We start from the raw sequence: 22,813 nt of genomic DNA on the forward strand, positions 1-22,813 counted from the left end.
CCCCACCTTGAACGGACGCGGCGCTCACTGGCGTAGGTCGAGCGCTTCGAGGAGTCGCTTGACGGAGCCGCCGAGGTTCCACTCGGCGGCGAGAGCCTCGAGTTCGGCGCGCGAATCACCGACGACGGGGTGCAGCTTAGCGCCCGCCTGCTCGAGCGTCGGCAACTCGAGGTCGCGCACCACCTTCACGACGGCGGGCGCGACCTGGAGGTAGTCTGCGGCCGCGGCGAGCCTTGCCCGCACAGGTGCGGACAGCCCGCTTCCAGGATCCATTGCGGCAGCGAGCAGCCCGTCGAGCGTGCCGTACTCGCCCAGCAGCGCCGCCGCCGTCTTCTCACCAATGCCAGCGACGCCCGGCAAGCCGTCGGAGGTATCGCCACGCAGGATTGCGTAGTCGGCATACTGCTCGGGCAGCACACGGTACTTGCCGACGACGACCGCGTCGGTAATGACTTCGAGGTTCCTCATGCCGCGCGCCGTGTAAATCACCCGCACCTGACGGGCGTCGTCGACGACCTGGAAGAGATCCCGGTCCCCGGTCACCACGTCGACCGGAAGCTCGGCGTGGCTCGCGTAGGCGCCGATGACGTCGTCGGCCTCATGTTCAGCAGCCCCTACGACGGCGATACCAGCGAGGTCCAGCACCCTCACGATCATCGGAATCTGCGCCTCGAGCGCGTCCGGCACGACCTCCACGTCGGGGGCAGCCACTACCACCTGTGCAACCCGATGCGACTTGTAGCTCGGGATGAGGTCGACCCGCCATTGCGGACGCCAATCATCGTCCCAACACGCAACCAGGTGCGTCGCGCCGTAGTCGGTGGTGAGCCGCGCGATCATGTCGAGCAGGCCCCGCACGGCGTTCACCGGTATGCCGTCGGAGCGGCGGATCGTGTCGGGCACGCCGTAGAACGCACGAAAGTACAGCGACGCAGTATCGAGCAGCATCAGGCGCTGAAGCATAACTTATCCTGTCACGAACGCGCCTGCGCAGGCTTTAGCCCCTTGGCATACGCAGCCTGTCCCACATGTTGGAGGCAGTCGGCAATGGTGCTTACGAGTCGCACCCCGAGAGTGACTGGCGGGTCCCAGCGGATGTCGACGATCCGGTCGAGGGCTTCGTCGTCGACGGTGTTCAGAAACTGCACGGTCTGCCGATGAACGGCTTCGTAGTAGTCCAGCAACAGCTGACGCGGCGCCCGCACCGCATCGACCTGGTCCGACGAATGCCCGTAGCCGGTGTCGCGATCGTTCAACGGGAGGTTGAAACGGCCGGCAAACCCCTGCGAGGTCCAGACGGGTTCCAGGCCCGCGGCCTCTCCCACCTGCACGTCCTCAATCCTGCCAAGGTGCCAGATCAGCCAGGCAATCGAATTTCCGTTGCCCGCGGGCCTGCGGATCAGAACCTGGTTGTCGATTCCCTCAAGAACCTCGGCCACAGTTTCATGGATACGGCCGTAAGCGTCCAGCAGCAATTCGCTGGATTTCATCGAGTCCCCTCTCGCTCCACTTTCGCTGAGCCCTATGGTTCCATGGAAGCCACACTTCCCAACAGGGCAACCGACGATGGTATCCATGACGCGGACCAGACCAGGTGGGAGGATGGGCGCATGGAACTGCACATCACTGGAGACCCCGCCGCCGACAAACTGCTCAGCGATGACGCATTCGCGCTGCTTACGGGCATGCTGCTTGACCAGCAGGTGACCATGGAGTCGGCGTTTGCCGGACCCGAAAAGATTCGGGCGCGCCTCGGGTCCGTGGATCCTGCCGCGATTGCCGAATATGACCCGGCAGGCTTCATTGAGCTCTTCAAGGAACCCCCGGCCGTCCACCGCTTCCCCGGTTCCATGGCCGGCCGGGTCCAGGCCCTCGCCGAGACCGTGCAGCGCGATTGGAATGGGGACGCAACTGCCATCTGGGCCCGGGGCGACCCTGACGGCCAGGACGTTCTCCGCAGGTTGAAAGGATTGCCTGGATTCGGGGAGCAAAAGGCAAAGATCTTCCTGGCACTACTAGGCAAGCAGTGCGGACTCCAGGCGGAAGGCTGGCGCGAGGCCGCCGGTCCCTACGGCCAGGAGGACGCATTTCTTTCTGTCGCTGACATCGTGGACCCGGAGTCGCTGAGGAAAGTGCGCGCCAGCAAGCAGGCTGCCAAAGCTGCAGCCAAGTCGGCGAAGGCATCAGGACGCTGATAAGCGGTTGAAGCACGACGGCGGCCAGCGGGCCGCCGTCGTGGCTTGCTCTCCTTCGGGTTGAAATGGGTTAGGTTCGCTCCGCGATGCCGAGGATGTGTGTGGCGGCCGGGAAAGGGAGGCGGGTCTCGGGGAAGGAGATCTTCTCTAATTGCGTAATAGTGAATCCGGCGGTGGTAATGGCGGTTTGGGTGTCGCGGCTGGTGTGGCAGCCGCCAAACAGCAGGGGCCAGAAGGTGGCATCCGCGACGTACTGGACGCGGCGCATGGCATGCGATTCGGCTTGGACATGTTCGAAGAAGCGCAGTTGTCCACCTGGGTGCAGTATGCGATGGAGCTCGGCCAGGGCGGCGCCCTGATCGCTCACAGAGCACAGAGTCAGGCAAGCGACGGCCGCGTCGAATGAGGCGTCGTCGGCAGGGAGTTGCTCGGCGCGGCCGTCGACAACTTCGATGTCGAGCGGGGCGTTGCGGGCGTTGTCCTCGGCGAGGGTCCGCAGTCGCAGTTCCGGCTCCACTGCCACGAGGCGCGTCACCTCGAGTGGGTAGTGCGGGAAGTTCAGACCGTTGCCCGCGCCGATCTCGATCACCTCTCCCGACAGCCCGTCCAAGAGTCGCTTGCGATACTCATTGATACCGGCCATTCCCAAGGCGGGGCCTGCGATTTTCGCCTAGAAGCGAGCGAATAATGGCCTATTCGTTGATTGTGCCATTGCTGGTCACCGTCTTTCTCTGCAGGAACGCCCGCTGGCCTCCATTAATATCAACCCCTCAAGGATGCTTACGGGGGCAGCCCACGCCAACGCCGTCATAGCGGGTGACCCTGCCCGGGGCTTAGCCGGAGAGTTCGGCCAGTAACCGCGCGCCGGTTAGCGCGCCGTCGGCCCCGCGAAGCCTCCGTCCTACAGCGGAAGCTGCAAGACGAATGGCCTCCGAGTCCAGCACAATGCCGAGGGCACGGGCAATCTCATCCGTGGGTGCCGAAGCCTTGATCAGCAGCCCGGCGCCGGCGTCCTGTACCGCCTGACCCACCATTCGCTGATCGAGCAAGGGATGCATGGGGGCGGCCACCAGGGGCAGGTCGTGCGCGAGCGCGAGCATGGTAGTGGCGTGCCCGCCGTGTCCGAGCACAGCATTGCACTCGGGCATGACCTCCCTGTCCGGGAGATAATTGTGCACAGCCACGTTTGACGGCGCCTGAATCGCGGCCGGATCAATCGCAGGCCCGGTTGTGAGGATCACCTCGACCGGCATTTCTGCCACCGCATTCACTGCTTTCTGCATGAACGCCTCCTGCACGTTGAAAGCGGTGGTGCTCAAGCTGATCAGCACACGCGGTATGGAACCAGGGGCGGTCCCGCGCGCTGGACGGTCAACATCCACCACGGCTCCCGACCACAACACCTTCCCGTTCTGGTTCCCGATACCCTTCCTGCCGGGGCTGCCGGCCGGGTCAAGCCACCGATCCGCGCATACCAGAACCCGCTGGGCTTGACTCATCACTCGCCGAGGGCCCAGTCCACGCATGGCCAGCGCCGCCGTGATTGGGGTCCGGCGGAACGGGCCGTCGAAAAACGAGTAGAAGCTGTGCATCAGGACCACTGTGAAGAGCCCTGCCTTGGCGGCGGCGTCAATGGCGCCCAGCAGCAGGCAGTCCACAATGACCACGTCCGGCCGTTCCTTCCTGGCTTCCTCCACAACGTCTTGTGCGATGCCGGCGTCGGTGAAAACGGAAACCAGCATGGAGATTTGCCGCAGGGTGGGCATCTGCACCGCCATGTCCATCTGCGGCGAATGGCGGTACGGCTGGAACTCCGCTCCCGAAGCCCTTATTGCAGCAGCCTGCTGTGGATGGCCGAGAAAGCGTACCTGGTGCCCGAGCCGTACCAGCTCGCAGGCAATGCCGACGGCGGGTGGCAGGTTCCCGCCGGCGTCGAGCGTTGCAAAGAGGAAGTTCGACATTGAATCCTCCGGGTTCAGGAACGGTACTTCCGGTGGCAGAAGCCTAGCCCCTCCGCTGTTTCCTGGGCAGAGTCAGCAGATGCGCAGAGACTCCCGGTCTGGGCGCTCTCCGCCGCTGATAGCCGAAACCAACGCTGGCTAGCCTGGCTGTCTTAGCAAATCACGCCGGCGACACGGTCAACACATCATTGCCCAGTTGCTTGACCGCCCCTAAGCTGTGCATCGAGGGCAGCAGGACGGTTTCCGGACCGCGGCACCGCGTCGCAGCCCGCGAAGGAAAAGTAGCATGGCAACAGGTACGGTCAAGTGGTTCAACGCGGAAAAAGGCTTCGGCTTCATCGCGCCCGATGACGGCAGCAAGGACGTTTTCGCACACTACACAGCCATTAAGGGCGGTGGATACCGCTCGCTCGAAGAGAACCAGAAGGTCTCCTACGACGTCGAGCAGGGGCCGAAGGGCCCCCAGGCGCAGAACATCCACCCCATTTAGCCTCACACTTCACTTGTACTGATGAGCTTCGCGCCCTTCGCGGTGCTCACCGGAACGTTGGCAATGATCGGCTTGCTCTACTGGCACGCAACGTTTACTGATCGTTTACGCGCAGTGCCCTGATCGTTCCTGCAACTGGACAAGACTATGCAGTCGAGCTGTTTATCAAATCGATAGCTATAACAGCCCGAAACTGGCAAGCCCAGCTATAAGCTTGCCGGACATGCTCCGATTCCAGTCCAGAAATGAGTCCTGATCGTGCGTAAATTGCAGACTTTGGTTGCCGCCGCCGTCGCTGTCACCCTTCTCGCCGGATGTGGAGGGGGCACAGCTTCGCCCGCCGCATCAGGTGAAGCCTCCACGGCTCCAGCAGCCGGTTCCGGCGAGACCCTGGTGATCTATACCAATTCCAACGGCGAAGGCCGCGGGGAATGGCTGACTACCAAGGCCTCGGAGGCTGGCTTCAAGATCGAGGTTGTGGGTGCCGGTGGTGCAGATGCCACCAACAAACTGATCGCCGAGAAGAACAACCCTATTGCCGACGTCGCCTTCGGACTGAACAACATGTACTTCTCGCAGATCAAAGCCGAGGATGTTCTTGAACCGTATGAACCGGCGTGGGCCGGCCAAGTGGACAAGGAACTGGGCGACGGAGAGACGTACTGGCCGCTGGTCAAGCAGGCCATCCTCCTCGGCTACAACTCGGACAAGTTCTCCAAGGATGCGGCCCCGCAGGACTGGACGGATCTGTGGACCAAGGACGAGTTCAAGGACCGCTATGAGCGGGTCACCGGCCTAGGCACGGCCACGGCACAGCTAGTCTTCGCTGGCATTCTCAGTCGCTACCGGGACGACTCCGGTGATCTGGGCATCTCCGACGAAGGCTGGAAGCAGGTAGAGCAGTACTTCCAGAATGGCAGCCCCGCCGTTGCCAAGACCGACCTCTTTGCCCGCATTGCGTCCGGCGAAGTGGACATGGGCCAAATGCCGTCCTCGATCATCGCCGAACGCGAAAAGTCCTTCAAGGTCAACGTTGAAACAGTCATCCCGTCCCTGGGTGTCCCCCTGGCCGTGGAACAGGTTGCCCTGGTGAAGGGAACAGAGAAGAAGGAACAGGCCCAAAAGTTTATCGACTGGTTCGGCAGCGCGGATGTCCAGGGGGCCTGGGCACAGCAGTTCAACTCCATGCCGGTCAACAAGGGCGCCGAAGCCAAGGCTAACCCGGAGGTGGTGGACTTCTTCGCCAGCCTCAAGCAGCAGGACATCGACTGGGAGTTCGTCCAGGAGAACATGGGCGCCTGGGTGGAGAAGATCGAACTCGAGTACATGACGTAGTCCGATCCCCCGCCCACCCACGGTTCCATCAGACAGGTTTCGAATGATCCGCTTGGACAGCATAGAAGTTTCCTTCGGCGATTTCACCGCCATCCCGCACCTTGACCTGCACGTCCACCCAGGGGAGTTCTTCACTCTGCTGGGCCCCTCGGGCTGCGGAAAAACGACGGCGTTGCGCACCTTGGCCGGTTTCATCCAGCCCTCAGGGGGCAGCATCCATGTGGACGGCAAGGATGTCACGCGGCTTCCCAGCGATAAGAGGCAGGTGGGCATGGTGTTCCAAAACTATGCCCTGTTCCCCAGCATGAGCGTGTGGGAGAACATCGCTTTCGGTCTGCGGGTGAGAAAGGAAAAGCCGGCGAACAGCGACCGCCTGGTTCGGGATATTGCCAGGCGCGTGGACCTCAGTGATGAACAGCTTTCCAAGAACGTGGCGGACCTGTCCGGGGGCCAGCAACAACGGGTGGCGGTGGCACGTGCATTGGTGCTGCGGCCTAAGATCCTGCTGCTGGACGAGCCCCTCTCCAACCTGGACGCCAAGCTCCGGCACCAGCTCAGGCAGCAGCTCAAGGACCTGCAGAGCGAATTCGGCATCACGACCGTGTACGTGACCCATGACCAGGACGAGGCCTTGGCAATGAGTGACCGTGTGGCTGTGTTTAACAAGGGCGTGGTGGAGCAGGTGGGGACTCCGCAGGATATCTACGAAAATGCCGCGACAGAGTTCGTGTGCAACTTCATCGGGGACAGTTCGGTCTTGACGCCAGAGTTTGTCGCCGAACTGAACCGGCTTTCGGGGGCGGGGCTCAGCAGCGAAGCCAACTCCTACCTGCGGGTGGAAAAGGCGTCCCTGGCCAGGCCCGCGGACGGCGGCACCGCCGTCGGCCTTCCCGGAACAGTGGTGTCCCGCACTTATCACGGAATGCACAGCCGCTATGTGGTGCGCTGCCATGGCTCGAACATCCGCCTGCTGGTCAAGGAGGACGGCGCAGTGCAGCCGGAGCCTGGAAGCGCCACCATTGTGTACCTTCAGCCGGCGCACGTCCTCCAGTACCACCAGTCCGGCGCCGCGCTGATGGCGGATGAAAAGGCAGAAGCCCTGCCATGAGCGGCACCTCGGCCCGCAGCATGCTTCGGTCCCCCTTCGTCCTGGTTGTTGGGGCGGTGCTCACTTGGTTCGTCGCGGCGTTCCTCGTGTGGCCCAATCTGAACGTATTGATCGCAACGTTCTTTCCGGACGGCAGTTTCTCGGGCCGGGCGGCGGAAAAGCTCTTCTCATCCCAGCGCGCCATGAAAGCGCTGGGCAACAGCTTCCTGCTAGCGGTGGCGTTGTCCATCACGGTGAACCTGGTGGGAATCTTCATTGTCCTGGTGACGCACTACTTCCGGATCCGGGGCTCCAGGATTCTTTTCCTGGGCTATGCCTCGACTTTCATCTACGGCGGGATCGTGCTGGCCGCCGGTTACAAGTTCATATATGGGGACAAAGGAATCGTCACGTCGCTGCTGATGAAAGTGTTCCCCGACATGGATCCGGGGTGGTTCTCCGGGTTCTTCGCCGTCCTGGTGGTGATGACCTTTGCCACCACCACCAACCACATGCTGTTCGTGGCCAGCGCGCTGAAGGGCATCGATTACCAGACCATTGAAGCGGCCCGGAACCTGGGGGCCTCGACGTGGACCATCCTGCGTCGGATTGTGCTGCCCATGCTGAAGCCCACGCTGTTCGCTGTCACCATCCTGTCCTTCCTGACCGGACTGGGTGCCCTGAGTGCTCCCCAAGTTCTGGGCGGGCGTGATTTCCAGACCATCACGCCGATGATCCTGACGTTCACCAACAGCCCCACCTCGCGGGACTTAGCCGCACTACTGGCCGTCATCCTGGGCGTGGCAACCATGCTGATGCTCGCGGTGATGTCCCGTTTGGAAAAGGGCGGCACCTACTTTTCGATATCGAAAGTATCCTCGGCACTGCAGAAGCAGGACATCAGCAACCCCGTCGCCAACGTTGCCGTCCATGCTGTGGCTTACCTGCTGTTTGCGGTATACACCCTGCCGGTGGTGCTCATCGTGGTGTATTCGTTCGCCGACGGTGCCGCGATCCAAACCGGCCAGATCGCGCTGGACAGCCTGACGCTAGACAACTACGTGCGGGTGCTGACACAGCAGTCAGGGCTGCGACCGTTCATCGTGAGCGTGATCTACAGCGCTCTGGCGGCCCTCATCGCCGTCGGCGGCCTGCTGTTCGTGGCCCGGCTGCTACAGAGATACAAAAACTGGGTGGCTTCCGTCTTCGAATACCTGCTGCACATTCCCTGGATCCTGCCGTCTGCGCTTCTGGCCCTGGGCCTGATCATCAGCTACGACCACCCCAACCCGCTGGTGGGCGGGACGGTGCTCACAGGAACCACCGTGATCTTGCTGATTGCCTTTGTCACGGTGAAGATTCCGTTTACGCTGCGCATGCTCAAGGCCTCCTTTGAGTCAGTCAACGCATCACTGGAGGAAGCGGCGGCCATTATGGGTGCGAAGACCCTGTATGTGTTCCGGAGGATCCTCCTGCCGCTGGTGCTGCCGGCGGCTTCCGCCATCACGGCTCTGAACTTCAACAGCATGCTGGATGACTATGACACCGCCATCTTCCTGGCCCACCCGCTGGTGCAGCCCCTGGGCCTGGTAATTAAGGCGAATACCGACGGCGCCGAAGGGGTGCAGGGCGTAGCCAACACGTTCGTCTATACCGTGCTCCTGATGGTCATCACCGGGGTGACTATGTATCTCGTCTATGGCCGAGCCAGCAGGCGCGGCGCAACGGGAAAGCGCGCCCGGGCATTGCCGCCGGTGCAGCCGATGACCGCATCGATCCCAGGTTCCCCCGTGGGCGAGGCGCTGGACGGCAAGGAGTCAGCAGCGCCGGTGCGCTGAACAGCCAGCCGGGAGCCGGAGGGTTGGCTTAGCCGCCGTTTCCGGAAGCGTCCACGCTCTCGGGCAGAATGTATTGCATGACCCTCACGACGTTCGCCCTCATCCGCCATGGCCAGACAGACTGGAATGCGCAGCGCCGGCTGCAAGGGTCTACCGACATTCCACTCAACGACGTCGGCCGTGGCCAGGCGCGCGACGCCGTCGCCGTCCTTTCCCGCTACGACTGGGATGCGATCGTGTCCTCGCCGCTGAGCCGTGCTGCGGAAACCGCCGACCTGATTGCCGCCGGGCTGGGGCTCGACGTCGCCCGACGCGTGCCGGAACTCAGCGAGCGTAGCTTCGGACCCGCAGAGGGCCTGCAGGCTGGCCCTGAACTGGACGCGCTGCGCATTCCCGGCGGTTTCCGAGGCGCAGAAAGCGAAGACGAGGCAGCCTGCCGCGGGTTGGCTGCCCTGGATGCACTAGCCGAGGAGTTCCGCGGCGGCCGCGTCCTGGTCGTAGCCCATGGCACGCTCCTCCGTGTAAGCCTCAGCCGCGCCATCGGCCGCACCCTGCAAAGCATCGACAATGCCCTGCTCAACCTGGCCCATCACCATGTGATTGACGGCTGGCAGCTCGAATACTTCAACGGTGAACGGACCGTTGCCGCCGTCGAGGTTTGACCTAGCCGGCGAGTTCGGCCAGTAACCGCGCGTCGGTTGGAGCGCCGTCGGCCTCGCCGAGCCAGCATTGCTGACGCGCCTGCAAGGTGCTTGTCGCCGCTATCACAAGGCACTGAGCCTTGGGGGTCCCTGCTGGTACCCCTATCAACAGGATCTGCCTAACCACCGTCCGTCCGGTGTTCAGTAGATGGAAGAAACAGCGGCGCTCACTGTCGGGCGCCCGGCACTACTCCTCATCACCAATCCATCTCACCCGCCAATACGCACAGGAGAACCATGCTTACGGTCAACGCCTACGCATCCCCGTCCGCCACCGAAGACCTCATCCCCACCACCATCGTGCGCCGCGACGTCGGCCCTGCCTGGTGAACTCCTGCCGCGAGTGCGCCAACGCCGGCAAGAAGGTCGCCGTCGTCGGCCTCGGCGGACTCGGCCACATGGCCGTAAAGCTTGCCCACGCCATGGGCGCCGAGGTCACCGTGCTCTCCCAGTCGCTGAAGAAGCAGGAAGACGGCCTCAACCTGGGCGCGGACGACTACTACGCCACCAGCGACCCGGGAAAGGAACATTTCAGACCCTTGCCGGTAAGTTTGACCTGATCATCAACACAGTCAGCGCCCCGATCGACATCAGCTCCTACCTGCAGTTGCTGACCCTCGACGGCACGCTCGTAAACGTTGGTGCCCCGGCGGAGCCGCTCCCCCGTCAACGCGTTCGCGCTCATCATGGGACGGCGGTCCTTCGCCGGTTCAATGATCGGCGGCATCCGGGAAACCCAGGAAATGCTGGACTTCTGCGCCGAGCTGGCATCGGCGCAGAGATCGAGGTCATCCCGGCCGAGAAGATCAATGACGCCTACGAACGTGTCCTGGCCTCCGACGTGCGCTACCGCTTCGTGATCGATACCTCCACGCTCTAAGCACCTCCAATTAGGGTCGTCATCGGCGACACCGTGCTCACCGGCAGGTTGTGGGACAACGCCAACGCCCGATCCCTGATCACGCAACTCCCCCTCACCGTGAACCTCAGAAACCACAACGGCCAGGAGAAGACCCGGCATCTTCCGCAAGTACTGTCAATGGACGGCATGCCCGAAGGCGATGACCCGGTGCCCCAAGACATCGGCTACTACGCACCGTCGGGCAACATTGTCTTCTATTACGGGGATGTCGGTTACTGGAACGGCATCGCTCGAATCGGCGAGTTCGACAGCAGCATGGACGTCATCAAAGACCAGACAGGGGACTTCAGGGCAAGGATCGAACTCGCGAACTGACATCACGCCGGCGAACCCAGGGTGAGGGTCACAGGCTTCGTGTGCTGCGCACACGATACGCAGGCCAAAAGCAGGGGGTGCCCGCCAGTTTCGTATCGAGGCTATGCGTGGAGATGCGGCGGTTGTTTGGTTATTTTCTCAATGTCGGCCGCGGTGGCCTCGATCAACTGATGAGCCAAGTCCGCCAGAGCTCGTGCGGTCGCCAGTTCATCACCAATCATGGGGACATCTGAGTCTGCCGGATTCAGCTTGGCTACACCGAATCCGACCAAGTCAGACCGGTTTTCGGCCTGCAACTGTGCCTTGGCTCGTGTTCGGCCTTCGTGTTCGTCAATGACGATGTTCACCGACCAGCCCTTTTCTTGCATGGTGGTGCCTCCTCGGGTCAGATTTCAACAATGTCAAGCTTCAGATAGCCCGTCAAGGGTCCGCATTGACTTGGAATATTTCGATGACTTGGTCGTCGGAGGAACTGTTTTCGACCACGGTCGCCCCTGGATCGCGTACACAGTCCTAGCTTCTATTACGTCATTCGGTTGACACGTGTCCCACAAAACTTGATACAGTCCACAACGGAAACAAGGTAAGCCTTACCTAATCGTCCTGAGATCAAAGTTGAAGGCGACGCGTGAAAACATCCAGTCTCAAGCAGTGTTGTGCCAGGGGTGGGCCTGCACTGCAGTCGAGCAGTGGAGGCGCACCGCTTTCGTCCCCCACAAACCCCAAGGACCTTATATGGGAATCCAACACGACTTCGCACCCCGCCAGCTGCCTTATGCAGCCAAGAGCCGCTATGCCGAAATGCTTAGCGTTGACGACTTCAAAGCGGCTTTCCGCAACCATCCGGCCGGCGTCTGCATCATCACTGCCCAAGGCGCTAGTGGCCCGGTAGGATTGACGGCAACCTCGGTATTCTCCGTCTCGGTCAATCCGCCGCTCCTTGTCTTCTCCCTCTCCGCGCACTCGTCCTCCGCGGCCTCAATCCGCGAGGCTGGGACGGTTGTCGTCCATTTGCTGGGCGAAGACCAGATTGATCTTGCGAAAACCTTCGCCACCAGCGGCATCGACCGCTTTGGGGACGGCTCCACCTGGTCCCGTCTAGTTACCGGCGAGCCCGTTCTGCCCAGTGCCGATGCCTGGCTGCGAGGAACAATTGTCAATGAGATGAATGCCGGTGACTCCATGGTGGTCGCCGTACGCGTGCTGCAAATCAACCTCGCATTCACGGCAGACGGGGACATTGAGCAGACCCGTCCGCTCGTCTACCACAACCGCTCCTGGCACTCACTCAGCACTGATTCAATAGTCAGCAGCTGACGCAGGTCTGGGAGGATAGGCCGCTTTGCGAGCCGAGCTGATCGGTGTGTAGCCGGTGGAACGAAGTCAGGATTTCTGCCCCGGACCGTGGATGCTTCGGTGTTCGCATCTGAGGCGCCAGCCAGAAGTTTTCATGCCCGATCGCAAAATGGCCGTTCATGAACTGAGCGCCTCCCCGGTGTGTCACTCAGCGAAGCAGTGGCACCCGCCGTCCTGCCGCCGTCGTCCGCTCTACTTGTGAGGCGGCCAACTTGAGTCAAGCTCTCGTATGATGTTGCGGGCAGTTTCGCGCAGGACGTTTACGACGGCGTCCGTTGCCAGCCACTCCGCTGAGGGGAAGACGATTGCGACGGCGGCAATCACAGCCCCGCTCTCATCAGCGATGGGTGCGGCCAGGGATGATTCACCGATAACCGCTTCATCATGCTCATGCTCAACCCCATCATGACGGCTCGCTCGCAGCCCTTCCCCTTGCCGCCCTCGGCATCGGTCTGTGGCTGGGCCTCCCCACGGTGGCTTTGCAGGCAACGGTCATCATCTGCGCACTGCCCACGGCCCCCTCCGCGAGCATTCTCGCTGCCCGAATGGGAGGGGACGTTCCACTTATCGCCTCCATGACCGGGGTCCAGAGCATCCTGTCATGGCCACCATGCCGGCCTTGCTCGCAGCCACCAACCTGTAGTCCGGGGAGGCTGCTGGCAGCTGTGAAGAACTGTCTTGCTGGTTTCCTGTCGTACTTCTAACAGCACGTTTACGGTGTGCTGGCAAGCGGTTCGAGAGGGTGGAGGCATCAGCAAGGGTCCGAAAAATATCGGATCACTGACAGGAAAGGTCCCTCATGCACACTCGAACCAAGACAGCCCTCATCGTTGTATCCGCATCCCTAATGACCATGACCGGCTGCGCCGCCGGCAGTGCCGAGGCCAAAGAAGTTACGAACGGGCCCAGCCCAGTGCCGGCCAACACGATCCCAGAACAGCAGGTTGAGGCCTTGTTCGATGAGTGGAACGCGTCATTGGCCACCGGTGATCCCGCCAAGGTGGACGCGATGTATGCAGCCGACGCAGTGCTGCTGCCCACCGTTGCCCCGGGCGTGCACGACACGAGTGCCGAGCGCGTCGGGTACTTCACTGCCTTCCTCCAAAACGATCCCACCGGGACGGTGGACGAGGGCGTGGTGCGCCCGCTTGGCCCCAACGCAGTCTCCCACTCGGGTCTCTACTCGTTCACCATGGGCACCACGGGCGAGGTGGTCAAGGCCCGTTTCACTTTTGTCTATGAGCGGATCAACGGCGAGTGGAAGATCGTTGAACACCATTCCTCGAAGGAGCCGGCCGCCAAGTAGCCCTCACAACGCGCTTCCAGCTGGCTGTGGGAATCTTAGACGTGCACATTCTGCTGGTTGAAGACGATTTGTCCATCGCCGACTCTTTGCGTGAAGGCCTTATCCGCTACGGGTTCGACGTCGATCATGTCACCACCGGCTCTGCCGCTCTGGCAGCGGGCAGTGCGGACGTCATGCTGCTGGATTTGGGACTTCCGGACATGGACGGCCTCGACGTGTGCCGCCGCCTGCGCGCACGTTCGGCTGTTCCCATCATCGTGATTACAGCTCGCGGGGATGAGGTGGACACGCAACGGTGGCTGGCCTTGAAGTCGGCGGTGGACACCGCTGCGCGGCGGGTCTTTTGCAAAGGTGAGGAGGTGCCGCTGGCGCCGAAGGAGTTCGACCTGCTCTCTACCTTGGCCGAGCGGCCCGGTACCGTGCTGACGCGGGAAAGCCTCATCGACACTGTTTGGGACACGCATTGGTTCGGCTCCACCCGGACGCTGGACGTCCATATTGCGGCGTTACGGCAGAAGCTCGCGGGGGCACTGACGATCACCGCCGTGCGGGGTGTCGGGTTCCGATTGGACAGGGACTGATGCGCCGCCGGCTCGTGATCTCGTACCTGGTGCTGGTCGCTGTCGCGCTAACCGCGTTCTCGGTGCCGGTCGGTGTCAGCCTCGCCGGGCTGCTTCACGACGATCAGCGGGAGGTGGGTCTGCGTGAGGCCCGCACCGTGGCAGTCCTGCTGGCGACGGCGGAAGAGGCGGATAGCACGACCGCCCGGGGGGCATTGCTCGCTCTACAGACGCTGCGCAGCAACCTCGAAGATCAGACGGGAGGCAGGGTTGAGCTGATCACCGCCGCCGGTATTCCGGCGCTGGGCCGGGAAGTGCACAACCCGGACGACGATGACTTCGCCGCCGCGCTGGCCGGGCAGGAACGGGCCCAGCGGTTGCCGGAGTCGGTGCTGGGAGCGCCGGGGCTGCAGGTAACGGTGCCGGCAGTGGCACCGGGAGGACGGATCGACGGCGCGGTGCGGCTGACCTACCCTGAAGCCCCGGTGCAGGAGCGTCTGGCAAACGTATGGACGTTTCGACTAGTGGCCGGTGCCGCTGTCCTCGTGCTCGCCGGGATCCTGGCCGCCATGTTTGCCAAGTCCCTCACCCGACCCCTGCGCCTCCTGGACACCATGGCCGTTCAAATGTCGGCGGGCGACTTCACGGCGCGTACGGATCCTTCCCTCGCCGGCCCCCGGAGACACGGCGACTGGCCGAGACACTCAACGACGGTGCCCGACGGATAGGAACGCTGGTGGAAGCTCAGCGTTCATTCACCGCCGACGCGTCACACCAATTGCGAACACCGCTGACGGCACTGCGCTTGAACCTGGACAATCTGCGTGACCGGCTCGAAAGCCGCGACGAGAAGGCAGCCGTGGACAAGGCCCTGGCGGAGGCCGCCCGGCTCACACGGCTGGTCAACAGCCTCCTTGCCCTGGCCCGGGCACAGTCAGCTAGAAGGCGCCCGGAAGCAATGGACGTCGGGACCGTTGTCGCCCGCAGGCTGGAGGCATGGAGCGCGGCGTGCGAGGAGGCCGACGTCGAACTGGTGAGCTCCCCGCCCGTAGTCGCCGGTGCTGAGCATCAGCCCGTCCTCGCCTGGAAAACGCCCGGTCATCTTGAGCAGGTTCTGGACAACCTGCTGGCGAACGCGTTGCAGTCATCGCCTCCTGGAACCACTGTGACGGTTATGCTTCGCGCGAGCGACGGGCAGGTGATCCTGGATGTTGCAGACCAAGGTCCAGGGTTGACCAACGAGGAGCTGGAGCGTGTATTTGACCGCTTTTGGAGCAATACTCCCGGCGGTTCAGGCCTTGGGCTGCCCATCGTGCGCCAACTGGTAGAGCACGACACCGGTAATGTTCAGCTACTGACCAGGCCGGCAGCAGTTCCGACGAACGAACCTGGCCAAGCCAAGGGGCTCACCGTCCGGATCACCCTTCCCGCCTGGAGGAAACCACGCTCAGGCTGACCGCGCAGTGTAGCTGGGTGGCATCATCTGCCACACGAAATCCACCTGATCCATGCGACGGATGCTTGGCTGAGTGCCTCTCTCCTCAGGCTTGCGCCGGCTCGTTCTGTCAGGCCCAGACACCACGGACGTGCCGCAGATGGGTGGTCATGATCAAGGCCGCTTCCTCGGCGTCGTGATCCTCCATGGCGTCCAGGAGCAGCTCATGTTTGCCGCATAGGCCGACTCTAGTCAGGCTTGGCGTAGGTGGCCGCACTCATGAGCTCGTATCCTACAAACGCCTCATCTCCCTCGACCCAGGCATCATGGCCAGCGGGAATTGCATAGGCGCCACCGGCTCTGACTGTAGCGCGTGTTCCGTCTTCCATCTCCACCGTTAGCGTTCCAGATGTGCAGAACCCCAAATGATTAACCTGGCAACTGTCAGTGTGGACCACGGTCTTCACGGTCTCTGACCAACGCCAGCCAGGCTCAAAAGTCATTCTTGCCAAGGTGGTATCACCAATGGTGACAACGTCAACTTCCGTCTTCGGCGGTCGGCGTTTTTCATCGGGTTCGTCGAATGACTTCGACTCAAGGGCTTTGACAGTTACTGCGGGCATTTGTTGTTCCTCCTGAACGGAGAGTAATTGCAACTGTTCATCCGGAGACGCCGAGGAATGCTCCGGGAAAGCGGGATCGGCAGGCACGGCCTCACGTCCATTCAACGCCGCCAAACCCAAGCGACTAGCGCTACCAGCGTGCTCTGAGCCGTAGGCCATGTCAATATGCGCCGCCTCATGGACGACGCCCAAGAAGGCAGGGGATGTGTACTGCGACGGCGGGGGCGAGTTCCTTACCTTAGATGGCAACTTCGTAGCGTGTCCTTGACGGGTTCGCGAGGGAATGCAAATGCAGAGCGTGAGACGCATCGCTCATAGCCAGCCACAGCGCCTGGCGAGGATCAGGATCGCATTCGCCAGCTTCCGGTGAACGGCCCCGTTGCAGCTCTTCCCTAAGGAGGTGCGTGCCTTTTATCAAGGGGAGGACAAGCGTAGCGTCTATGCATGGGATTAGGGGGCGGCGATAGACGGTTGGACCGGGATTCCCATAGCGCCACCTTGGTCTTGAGCCGTTGAAGGAGGCGGGGATGGCTGGCTGGAATGCTGATACTGCTGCCGGGCCTGTGGGTTCCGGCACGGTTACCTTGGTTGAGGGTTCATCCTTCTGTATTTCCTTGCCGAACGGGGACATTCATCCGGAATATCCGCACGGGGTTTTCCATGAGGACACCCGCATCCTGTCGCGCTGGAACCTCGCTGTGAATGGCCAGCCGCTGGAGCCGTTGACGGCGGAGACGAAGGAGCCTTATCGGGCCCTGTTTATTGGCCGCGTTCCCCGCTCTGATGGGTATGCGGACAGCCCTCTGATCGTGGAGCGACTGCGGGAGGTAGGTGCCGGGATCCTGGAGGAGATCACCATCCGGAACTACGCCTCGGACGCGGCGGAGTGCCTTGTTTCCCTCAGTGTTGAATCGGATTTCGCGGATCTCTTTGAAGTCAAGGAAGCACGTGTCCAGCGGCACTGGGAAGAATCCCGGCAACCCGACGGCGACTCCCTGATTATCAGAGCCGTCTGGCAGGACGTCCTGAAGGGCGTCATAGTCAAGGGAGGCCGAGCCGACATCACTCCCGATGCTCTCACGTATCGGATCGTTGTACCGCCGCACGGCTATTGGAGCACGCTGCTGAGCGTGGTACCTACCGTCGACGGCGGCACCGTCCCGGTAGCGTCGTTCGTGCGTCCGACTGGAGGTGAAATATCTCCGAGCGACCGCCGCCGCCAGGAATGGGTAGCGAAGATTCCCAAGCTACACATGGGCAATCGTTCCATTGAACGAACCCTGCGGCGCAGCTACGACGATCTGGGCGCGCTCCGGATCGAGGATCCCGCCCACCCCGAGCGGATCGTAGTAGCCGCGGGCGCGCCATGGTTCATGACGCTCTTTGGCCGCGACTCGCTCTGGGCCTCGGAAATGGCGCTGCCGGTGGACCCGTCCCTGGCACTAGGCACCTTGCAGACACTGGCTGACCGCCAAGGCAGGGTGGTGGATCCCATGAGCGAGGAGGAACCTGGAAAGATTCTGCACGAAGTCAGGCTCGGCGTCTCCAGTGGGCTGGCGCTGGGTGGCAAGTCCGTTTACTACGGCAGCGTAGATGCCACCCCGCAGTTCGTGATGACGCTCGCATCGGTCAGCCGCTGGGGCTTTGCGAAGGAGACCATCGCGGCGCTGCTGCCCCACGCCGATCGGGCACTGGACTGGATCCGGGACTACGGCGATAAGGACGGCGACGGGTTCGTCGAGTATCAACGCCTCAACGACCAAGGCCTCATCAACCAGGGCTGGAAGGACTCCTGGGACGGTATCAACTTTGCGGACGGGACGATAGCCGAGCCCCCTATCGCGCTCTGCGAAGTCCAGGCATTGGTCTACACCGCGCTACTGTCCCGCGCATGGATGGCGTACGACGGCGGTGACGTGCCTTTGGGGGCCCGGCTCACCGACGAGGCGGCACAGCTGAAGAAACGGTTCAACGAGCAGTTCTGGCTGCCTGACCGCGGCTACTACGCCGTCGCCTTGGACGGCAAGAAGCGGCCTGTCGACGCCTGCGCGTCCAACATGGGGCAATGCCTGTGGCACGGCATCGTCGATGACGACAAAGTAGGGTTGGTGGCCGAACGGTTGATGTCCCCCGAGATGTTCAGCGGCTGGGGCGTTCGGACCCTGGCCAGTGACATGGGCGCCTACAACCCCGCCAGCTACCACAACGGATCGGTCTGGCCGCATGACAATGCGATCATCGCCGCCGGCCTATTACGCTATGGCTTCGTGAAAGAGGCGCAGCGAATCGCCACAGCCCTGCTGGAGGCAGCCGACTACACCGATGGCCGGCTACCGGAGCTGTTCTGCGGCTTCAGCCGAGACCAGGTCGCCCAGCCCGTGCCATATCCGACAGCATGCTCCCCGCAGGCCTGGGCAGCAACCACACCAATTATGTTGGTTACCAGCCTGATGCGGTACGACGCGCATGTCTCCCGGGGCGGCTTCTGGATGCACCCGGTACTCCCGGAATCCTACGGCAACCTCCACATCACCAACGCCCCCATGGCGGGAGGCCGCATCACCATTAACATCACCGGTTCTGAACCTTCAGTGCAGGGGCTGCCCGAAGGAATAGCATTCCACCGTGGACACCGGCCATGGCTGACAGAACTGCTGGAACAGGCCGGTAGGCAAAGTCAGGCTTAGCGAGACCGTAGTGGCGGACTATCTCAGGACAGCACGCGGTAGGTCACGTGCGTGACCTGTCTCGCTGCCCGCGATTTCACCTGCTCGAGTTTCAGCGGCGGGACGCCCTCGAACAGCCGTGTGCCGGCGCCGAGCGTGAGCGGCACAATGTGCAGTCGCAGCTCGTCGATCAGCCCGGCGCCGAGGTACTGGTTGATGGTGGTCGCGCCGCCTTGGATCGCGACATCGCCGTCGCCCGCCGCCGCGCGTGCCTGTGCCAGTGCCGACTCGATTCCGTCGGTGACGAAGTAATAGGTTGTGCCGCCATCCATCGGCTGCGGCTCGCGTGCGTGGTGCGTGAGCACGAAGACCGGGCAGTGGAACGGCGGATCGTCGCCCCACCAGCCGTTCCACTGCCGATCCCACTCGCCACGCACTGGGCCGAACATATTACGCCCCATGATGAATGCTTTGGCCGCGGTCATCTGGTCGGCCTCGGCCCGGTTCTCCTCGGGAGTTTCGAACATCCAGGCGTGGAGCTTGTCACCCCAGCCGTCGCCGCCGTCGTCGCCGAACGGGCGTTCCTCGGTCTGGTTGAGCCCGGCCGAGTACCCGTCGGCCGAGATCGTGATGTCGCAGATCACCCTGCCCATAGGTTTGGTCATTGCTCTCTCATCCTCGGACCGGTGCCCGGCGGACCGCTGAGCACGGTGGGGATGTACTCGAGCAGCTGGAGCCGACCGTCGAAGGTCCTGCTGTCCACCATTTCGAGCGAGACGTCCGGATAGCCGTCGTAGATCCGCTCCCGCCCGGTGCGGCCCGTGATCACCGGGAAAACGACCAACCGGAACCGATCCACGAGGCCAGCGGTCAGCAGCGCCCGGCAGAGGCTGAGACTGCCCAGGGTGCTCAAGGGCCCTGTCCCGGTCCTTTTCATCTCCGTCACGGCCTCGACCGCGTCCTCGCTGACCAGCTCCGAATTCGGCCAAGTCAGGGGCGCCTGCAGGGTGGAGGAGAAGACGACCTTGGGCACAGCGGCAAGGCCGGTCAGGGCGGCCCCCTCATCCTCGGAGAATCCTGAGCCCTCGGCAGCCGCCTCCTCTGACATGCCGGACATTAGCCGATAGGTGTTCGCCCCCATGAGGAAGGTGTAATCCTTCTGCCCCTCCTGCTCGAGCCAACCCAGGTATTCCGGCCCCTCCAGACCCCACCAGCCGGGCCATCCCTCGGCCGAGGCAAACCCATCCAGGGAGATGATCAGGTCGACCATCAGGTCTGCCGATGACGTCTCTCTAGTTGTCTCGCCCATAGCCGTCTCCTCGATCTGATCTACGCCAGTGACCGCCAGGCCCTTCGGCCAGGCACAGCAGCCGTGCCGGCAATGCTATCCCTGTAGCAATTAGACGCTCAATAGTTGGAAGGCCCCGAAGGGTGCACGAAAGAAAATTAGCTAGCATTTCAATTATAGAATCTAGCGTTCTATAATCGAACAACAGCCAAAAGGCTCCAGATGCCCACAAAGAAGTGAGGAAAGCCCGTGCAGTTCCACCACCACGGTTACGTATCCGGTGACCCGCGAGTGCAGCCGGCCGCCGGCGTCGGAATCAACCGGCCTGCGGACCTTCCCGATCAAGTAGACGTGCTGATCGTAGGCAGTGGGCCCGCGGGCATGCTCACGGCCGCGCAGCTGTCCCAGTTCCCGAACATCACGACCCGGATAGTAGAGCGCCGCGCCGGGAGGCTGGCCATCGGTCAGGCTGATGGTATCCAGGCGCGCAGCGTAGAGACATTCCAGGCTTTCGGCTTTGCCGAGCGCATCATCGCCGAGGCGTACCGCATCACCGAGATGGCCTTCTGGAAGCCGGATCCCATGGATCACTCCCGCATCGTTCGCAGTGCCCGCGCGGTGGATGACCCGGCCGGCATTAGCGAATTCCCGCACCTCATCGTCAACCAGGCCCGGGTGCTGGACTACTTCGCCGAGTTCATGGCGAACTCCCCTACCCGCATGACCCCTGACTACGGCTATGAGTTCCGGGGCCTGAACGTTACCGGCGAAGGCGAGTACCCGGTCACTGTGACGCTCGTGCACACCTCCGGCTCCAATGAAGGCCAGGAGCGCGTCGTCCGGGCAAAGTATGTCGTCGGTGCTGACGGCGCGCGCAGCAAGGTCCGCGAATCCATCGGCTGCATGCTGGCCGGCGACCAGGCCAATCACGCTTGGGGTGTCATGGATGTCCTTGCAGTCACCGACTTCCCCGATATCCGCCTGAAGTGTGCCATCCAGTCCGGGCAGGGTGGCAGCATATTGCTGATCCCGCGCGAAGGCGGCCACCTGTTCCGCATGTACGTGGATCTCGGTGAAGTCAATCCCAAGGACAACGGCGCGATGCGCAAAACCACCATCGAGGAGATCATTCGCAAGGCCAACGAAATACTCCACCCCTACACCCTGGACGTCCGCAACGTCGCGTGGCACAGCGTGTATGAAGTCGGTCACCTCCTCACAGACAGGTTCGACGACGTTCTGCCGGACGAGCTCGGCGCCCGCACGCCCCGCGTGTTCATCACCGGCGATGCCTGCCACACACACAGTGCCAAGGCAGGCCAGGGCATGAACGTCTCCATGCAGGATGGCTTCAACATTGGCTGGAAGCTAGGACACGTCCTTGAAGGCCGCAGCCCGGAAAGCCTCCTGTCCACCTACTCGGCTGAGCGCCAGGTGGTGGCGAAGAACCTCATTGACTTCGATAAAGAGTGGTCGACCCTCATGGCGAAGAAGCCCGAAGAGTTCGACGACTCCTCGGAGCTGGAGGACTTCTACGTCCAAACCGCCGAGTTCCCAGCGGGTTTCATGACCGAGTACGCGCCTTCCATGCTTATTGCCAAGGCAAAGCACCAGGAAATGGCCACCGGCTTCCCGGTCGGCAAGCGCTTCAAGTCCGCTCCCGTCGTCCGAGTCTGCGACACGAACCCAATCCACCTCGGCCATCACGCCAAGGCTGACGGCCGCTGGCGCATCTACGTCTTCGCAGATGCAGCAGGCACCGGCACGGAACAGGCCACCTCGTCACAGGTGGCGGACTTCGCCGAGTGGATGGCGAACTCGCCGGGCTCGCCGCTGGCGGCAACGCCGGCCGGAGCCGATCCTGACGCATGGTTCGACGTGAAGGTGATCTACCAGCAGGACCACACGAATATCGACATTAACGCCGTATCGGCGGTCTTCAAGCCGAAAGTGGGACCCTTCCGGCTCACGGACTACGAGAAGATTTACGGCATTGATCCCACCGCTGACATCTTCGATCTGCGCGGCCTCAGCCGCGACGGTGTAGTGGTGGTCGTAAGGCCGGACCAGTACGTGGCCAACGTCCTGCCCTTGACTGCGACGGCGGAACTCGCCGCGTTCTTCGCGCCGCTCCTGCCCGCACGCCGAAACGCGGACGTTGGCCTGGTCAGCAACCAAGCCTAAGTAGAAAGCATCCGTACCACGCAACCGCCGTGCTCCCTTCAGAGGGCACGGCGGCCTTGTGTTGTGGGGCAAGTGTCTGCTCCAAAGGGTTACTACGGCTAGTTTGTCGGCTCCCCGCGCTTTCCTGCGGCCCGGTCAGCGCACAGCTTGAATGCGACGTCAGCAGCCTTGGAAATTGCCGCGCTGGACGACACCTCGGAACTTGAGCCTCCTCTGCCGGCCTCATGACCTGCTGCATAGCCCACCATGAATGCCGTTACCGGTGCTGCCGCATGGATCACTGAGTCTGCAGATCTCCTGGCGAGGTCAAGCAGCAACTCCTGGTCCACCTCCAGATCCAGGATTTGCAGTGCGTTCGCAAGCTGCTGGCTCCATTGGGTTAGGACGCGTGCTTCGTCATCGACGGCCATAATCTCTCCTTGCTTGGAATCACTGCGCGGGATGTGAATTGGGTGCGACGAGAATATATGGCTTTGGCTCGTAAGTCAGCGGCCCGGTCAGAGGGTGATGGTGGTGGCTTATTGGCGTCCGAGAACACGCAGGCCACGAAA

The 22,813-nt window shown here is 62.5% G+C and carries 25 protein-coding genes and 1 pseudogene; 16 read left to right on the forward strand and 10 right to left on the reverse strand.

The window, feature by feature from the left end; all coding sequences use genetic code 11:
* Positions 1-24 precede the first annotated feature (24 nt).
* Positions 25-963: a 5'-3' exonuclease gene (locus tag J7E82_RS05335; RefSeq protein ID WP_214861203.1), complete on the reverse strand. Its 939-nt coding sequence runs from the start codon at positions 961-963 to the stop codon at positions 25-27.
* Positions 964-974: 11 nt separating this feature from the next.
* Entirely contained in the window at positions 975-1,490 is a 516-nt protein-coding gene (locus tag J7E82_RS05340) for a DinB family protein (RefSeq protein WP_214861205.1), read from the reverse strand.
* 120 nt (positions 1,491-1,610) lie between these two features.
* On the opposite strand from J7E82_RS05340, the gene J7E82_RS05345 reads away from it, so the two are divergent.
* Positions 1,611-2,195 (forward strand): HhH-GPD-type base excision DNA repair protein, encoded by a 585-nt coding sequence (locus J7E82_RS05345; protein WP_214861206.1) that lies wholly within the window; start codon positions 1,611-1,613, stop codon positions 2,193-2,195.
* Positions 2,196-2,265: 70 nt separating this feature from the next.
* On the opposite strand, the gene J7E82_RS05350 is transcribed toward J7E82_RS05345, so the two are convergent.
* A complete protein-coding gene (locus J7E82_RS05350) occupies positions 2,266-2,838 on the reverse strand; it encodes a class I SAM-dependent methyltransferase (protein WP_214861208.1) in 573 nt (190 codons plus the stop codon).
* A 190-nt stretch (positions 2,839-3,028) separates the two neighbouring features.
* Positions 3,029-4,156: a glycosyltransferase gene (locus J7E82_RS05355; protein WP_214861210.1), complete on the reverse strand. Its 1,128-nt coding sequence runs from the start codon at positions 4,154-4,156 to the stop codon at positions 3,029-3,031.
* 286 nt (positions 4,157-4,442) lie between these two features.
* Here J7E82_RS05355 and J7E82_RS05360 point away from each other — a divergent pair, with 286 nt between their 5' ends.
* From J7E82_RS05360 to J7E82_RS05390, 7 genes and pseudogenes are all read left to right on the forward strand, one after another.
* Positions 4,443-4,646 carry a cold-shock protein gene (locus J7E82_RS05360; protein ID WP_214861213.1) on the forward strand — a complete coding sequence of 68 codons (204 nt, stop codon included), beginning with the start codon at positions 4,443-4,445 and terminating at the stop codon, positions 4,644-4,646.
* 258 nt (positions 4,647-4,904) lie between these two features.
* Entirely contained in the window at positions 4,905-5,981 is a 1,077-nt protein-coding gene (locus tag J7E82_RS05365) for an extracellular solute-binding protein (RefSeq protein WP_214861215.1), read from the forward strand.
* 43 nt (positions 5,982-6,024) lie between these two features.
* The gene (locus J7E82_RS05370; RefSeq protein ID WP_214861217.1) at positions 6,025-7,089 is read left to right on the forward strand and encodes an ABC transporter ATP-binding protein; all 1,065 of its coding nucleotides are present in this window, start codon (positions 6,025-6,027) and stop codon (positions 7,087-7,089) included.
* Complete coding sequence (locus J7E82_RS05375; protein ID WP_214861219.1) at positions 7,086-8,906, forward strand: iron ABC transporter permease; 1,821 nt, start codon at positions 7,086-7,088, stop codon at positions 8,904-8,906. Before J7E82_RS05370 ends, J7E82_RS05375 begins: the two co-directional genes overlap by 4 nt.
* 77 nt (positions 8,907-8,983) lie before the next feature.
* Complete coding sequence (locus J7E82_RS05380; protein ID WP_214861221.1) at positions 8,984-9,568, forward strand: histidine phosphatase family protein; 585 nt, start codon at positions 8,984-8,986, stop codon at positions 9,566-9,568.
* A 386-nt stretch (positions 9,569-9,954) separates the two neighbouring features.
* Positions 9,955-10,487, forward strand: a pseudogene (locus J7E82_RS05385) (zinc-binding dehydrogenase); the annotation flags it as partial.
* A 21-nt stretch (positions 10,488-10,508) separates the two neighbouring features.
* Complete coding sequence (locus J7E82_RS05390) at positions 10,509-10,844, forward strand: cyclophilin-like fold protein (RefSeq protein ID WP_308113630.1); 336 nt, start codon at positions 10,509-10,511, stop codon at positions 10,842-10,844.
* A 101-nt stretch (positions 10,845-10,945) separates the two neighbouring features.
* On the opposite strand, the gene J7E82_RS05395 is transcribed toward J7E82_RS05390, so the two are convergent.
* On the reverse strand, positions 10,946-11,212 hold the full coding sequence (locus tag J7E82_RS05395; protein WP_214861225.1) for a DUF1876 domain-containing protein: 267 nt from the start codon (positions 11,210-11,212) through the stop codon (positions 10,946-10,948).
* 367 nt (positions 11,213-11,579) lie between these two features.
* Between J7E82_RS05395 and J7E82_RS05400 the strand changes: the two genes are divergently transcribed.
* A complete protein-coding gene (locus J7E82_RS05400; RefSeq protein ID WP_214861226.1) occupies positions 11,580-12,161 on the forward strand; it encodes a flavin reductase family protein in 582 nt (193 codons plus the stop codon).
* 231 nt (positions 12,162-12,392) lie between these two features.
* Here J7E82_RS05400 and J7E82_RS05405 read toward each other — a convergent pair whose 3' ends face one another.
* Positions 12,393-12,689, reverse strand: a complete 297-nt coding sequence (locus J7E82_RS05405) for an IclR family transcriptional regulator C-terminal domain-containing protein (RefSeq protein WP_214861228.1) — start codon at positions 12,687-12,689, stop codon at positions 12,393-12,395.
* A 310-nt stretch (positions 12,690-12,999) separates the two neighbouring features.
* Between J7E82_RS05405 and J7E82_RS05410 the strand changes: the two genes are divergently transcribed.
* The 5 genes from J7E82_RS05410 (at position 13,000) to J7E82_RS05430 (ending at position 15,742) form a co-directional block, all read left to right on the forward strand.
* Positions 13,000-13,506 carry an SgcJ/EcaC family oxidoreductase gene (locus tag J7E82_RS05410; protein ID WP_214861235.1) on the forward strand — a complete coding sequence of 169 codons (507 nt, stop codon included), beginning with the start codon at positions 13,000-13,002 and terminating at the stop codon, positions 13,504-13,506.
* Between the two features lie 41 nt (positions 13,507-13,547).
* Positions 13,548-14,087, forward strand: a complete 540-nt coding sequence (locus tag J7E82_RS05415) for a response regulator transcription factor (RefSeq protein ID WP_214861237.1) — start codon at positions 13,548-13,550, stop codon at positions 14,085-14,087.
* On the forward strand, positions 14,087-14,794 hold the full coding sequence (locus tag J7E82_RS05420) for a hypothetical protein (RefSeq protein ID WP_214861239.1): 708 nt from the start codon (positions 14,087-14,089) through the stop codon (positions 14,792-14,794). The genes J7E82_RS05415 and J7E82_RS05420 overlap by 1 nt, the downstream gene beginning before the upstream one ends.
* Positions 14,795-14,802: 8 nt before the next feature.
* Positions 14,803-15,522 carry a cell wall metabolism sensor histidine kinase WalK gene (locus tag J7E82_RS05425; RefSeq protein WP_214861241.1) on the forward strand — a complete coding sequence of 240 codons (720 nt, stop codon included), beginning with the start codon at positions 14,803-14,805 and terminating at the stop codon, positions 15,520-15,522.
* A 73-nt stretch (positions 15,523-15,595) separates the two neighbouring features.
* Positions 15,596-15,742, forward strand: a complete 147-nt coding sequence (locus J7E82_RS05430; protein WP_214861243.1) for a hypothetical protein — start codon at positions 15,596-15,598, stop codon at positions 15,740-15,742.
* A 7-nt stretch (positions 15,743-15,749) separates the two neighbouring features.
* On the opposite strand, the gene J7E82_RS05435 is transcribed toward J7E82_RS05430, so the two are convergent.
* Complete coding sequence (locus J7E82_RS05435; RefSeq protein WP_374223593.1) at positions 15,750-16,316, reverse strand: cupin domain-containing protein; 567 nt, start codon at positions 16,314-16,316, stop codon at positions 15,750-15,752.
* Positions 16,317-16,651: 335 nt separating this feature from the next.
* Between J7E82_RS05435 and J7E82_RS05440 the strand changes: the two genes are divergently transcribed.
* Entirely contained in the window at positions 16,652-18,811 is a 2,160-nt protein-coding gene (locus J7E82_RS05440; RefSeq protein WP_214861245.1) for a glycogen debranching N-terminal domain-containing protein, read from the forward strand.
* Positions 18,812-18,834: 23 nt separating this feature from the next.
* Here J7E82_RS05440 and J7E82_RS05445 read toward each other — a convergent pair whose 3' ends face one another.
* Together J7E82_RS05445 and J7E82_RS05450 are read right to left on the reverse strand one after the other, a co-directional pair.
* On the reverse strand, positions 18,835-19,455 hold the full coding sequence (locus tag J7E82_RS05445) for a dihydrofolate reductase family protein (protein WP_251041469.1): 621 nt from the start codon (positions 19,453-19,455) through the stop codon (positions 18,835-18,837).
* Positions 19,452-20,099: a dihydrofolate reductase family protein gene (locus tag J7E82_RS05450; RefSeq protein WP_214861247.1), complete on the reverse strand. Its 648-nt coding sequence runs from the start codon at positions 20,097-20,099 to the stop codon at positions 19,452-19,454. The genes J7E82_RS05445 and J7E82_RS05450 overlap by 4 nt, the downstream gene beginning before the upstream one ends.
* 228 nt (positions 20,100-20,327) lie before the next feature.
* On the opposite strand from J7E82_RS05450, the gene J7E82_RS05455 reads away from it, so the two are divergent.
* Entirely contained in the window at positions 20,328-22,262 is a 1,935-nt protein-coding gene (locus J7E82_RS05455) for an FAD-binding monooxygenase (RefSeq protein WP_214861249.1), read from the forward strand.
* Positions 22,263-22,360: 98 nt separating this feature from the next.
* Here J7E82_RS05455 and J7E82_RS05460 read toward each other — a convergent pair whose 3' ends face one another.
* Positions 22,361-22,672, reverse strand: a complete 312-nt coding sequence (locus tag J7E82_RS05460) for a DUF6457 domain-containing protein (RefSeq protein WP_214861252.1) — start codon at positions 22,670-22,672, stop codon at positions 22,361-22,363.
* Between the last annotated feature and the right edge of the window lie 141 nt (positions 22,673-22,813).

Source organism: Arthrobacter sp. ISL-30, from assembly GCF_018613855.1.
In the GTDB taxonomy this organism is placed as follows: Bacteria; Actinomycetota; Actinomycetes; order Actinomycetales; family Micrococcaceae; genus Arthrobacter.

What these genes read in the sequence shown, in the direction of transcription:
- J7E82_RS05345 (WP_214861206.1), top strand. Translation starts at nt 1,611, where the DNA reads ATGGAACTGCACATCACTGGAGACCCCGCCGCCGACAAACTGCTCAGC.
- J7E82_RS05335 (WP_214861203.1), bottom strand. Translation starts at nt 963, where the DNA reads ATGCTTCAGCGCCTGATGCTGCTCGATACTGCGTCGCTGTACTTTCGT.
- J7E82_RS05340 (WP_214861205.1), bottom strand. Translation starts at nt 1,490, where the DNA reads ATGAAATCCAGCGAATTGCTGCTGGACGCTTACGGCCGTATCCATGAA.
- J7E82_RS05410 (WP_214861235.1), top strand. Translation starts at nt 13,000, where the DNA reads ATGCACACTCGAACCAAGACAGCCCTCATCGTTGTATCCGCATCCCTA.
- J7E82_RS05420 (WP_214861239.1), top strand. Translation starts at nt 14,087, where the DNA reads ATGCGCCGCCGGCTCGTGATCTCGTACCTGGTGCTGGTCGCTGTCGCG.
- J7E82_RS05375 (WP_214861219.1), top strand. Translation starts at nt 7,086, where the DNA reads ATGAGCGGCACCTCGGCCCGCAGCATGCTTCGGTCCCCCTTCGTCCTG.
- J7E82_RS05355 (WP_214861210.1), bottom strand. Translation starts at nt 4,156, where the DNA reads ATGTCGAACTTCCTCTTTGCAACGCTCGACGCCGGCGGGAACCTGCCA.
- J7E82_RS05460 (WP_214861252.1), bottom strand. Translation starts at nt 22,672, where the DNA reads ATGGCCGTCGATGACGAAGCACGCGTCCTAACCCAATGGAGCCAGCAG.
- J7E82_RS05400 (WP_214861226.1), top strand. Translation starts at nt 11,580, where the DNA reads ATGGGAATCCAACACGACTTCGCACCCCGCCAGCTGCCTTATGCAGCC.
- J7E82_RS05350 (WP_214861208.1), bottom strand. Translation starts at nt 2,838, where the DNA reads ATGGCCGGTATCAATGAGTATCGCAAGCGACTCTTGGACGGGCTGTCG.
- J7E82_RS05450 (WP_214861247.1), bottom strand. Translation starts at nt 20,099, where the DNA reads ATGGGCGAGACAACTAGAGAGACGTCATCGGCAGACCTGATGGTCGAC.
- J7E82_RS05360 (WP_214861213.1), top strand. Translation starts at nt 4,443, where the DNA reads ATGGCAACAGGTACGGTCAAGTGGTTCAACGCGGAAAAAGGCTTCGGC.
- J7E82_RS05440 (WP_214861245.1), top strand. Translation starts at nt 16,652, where the DNA reads ATGGCTGGCTGGAATGCTGATACTGCTGCCGGGCCTGTGGGTTCCGGC.
- J7E82_RS05445 (WP_251041469.1), bottom strand. Translation starts at nt 19,455, where the DNA reads ATGACCAAACCTATGGGCAGGGTGATCTGCGACATCACGATCTCGGCC.
- J7E82_RS05395 (WP_214861225.1), bottom strand. Translation starts at nt 11,212, where the DNA reads ATGCAAGAAAAGGGCTGGTCGGTGAACATCGTCATTGACGAACACGAA.
- J7E82_RS05370 (WP_214861217.1), top strand. Translation starts at nt 6,025, where the DNA reads ATGATCCGCTTGGACAGCATAGAAGTTTCCTTCGGCGATTTCACCGCC.
- J7E82_RS05380 (WP_214861221.1), top strand. Translation starts at nt 8,984, where the DNA reads ATGACCCTCACGACGTTCGCCCTCATCCGCCATGGCCAGACAGACTGG.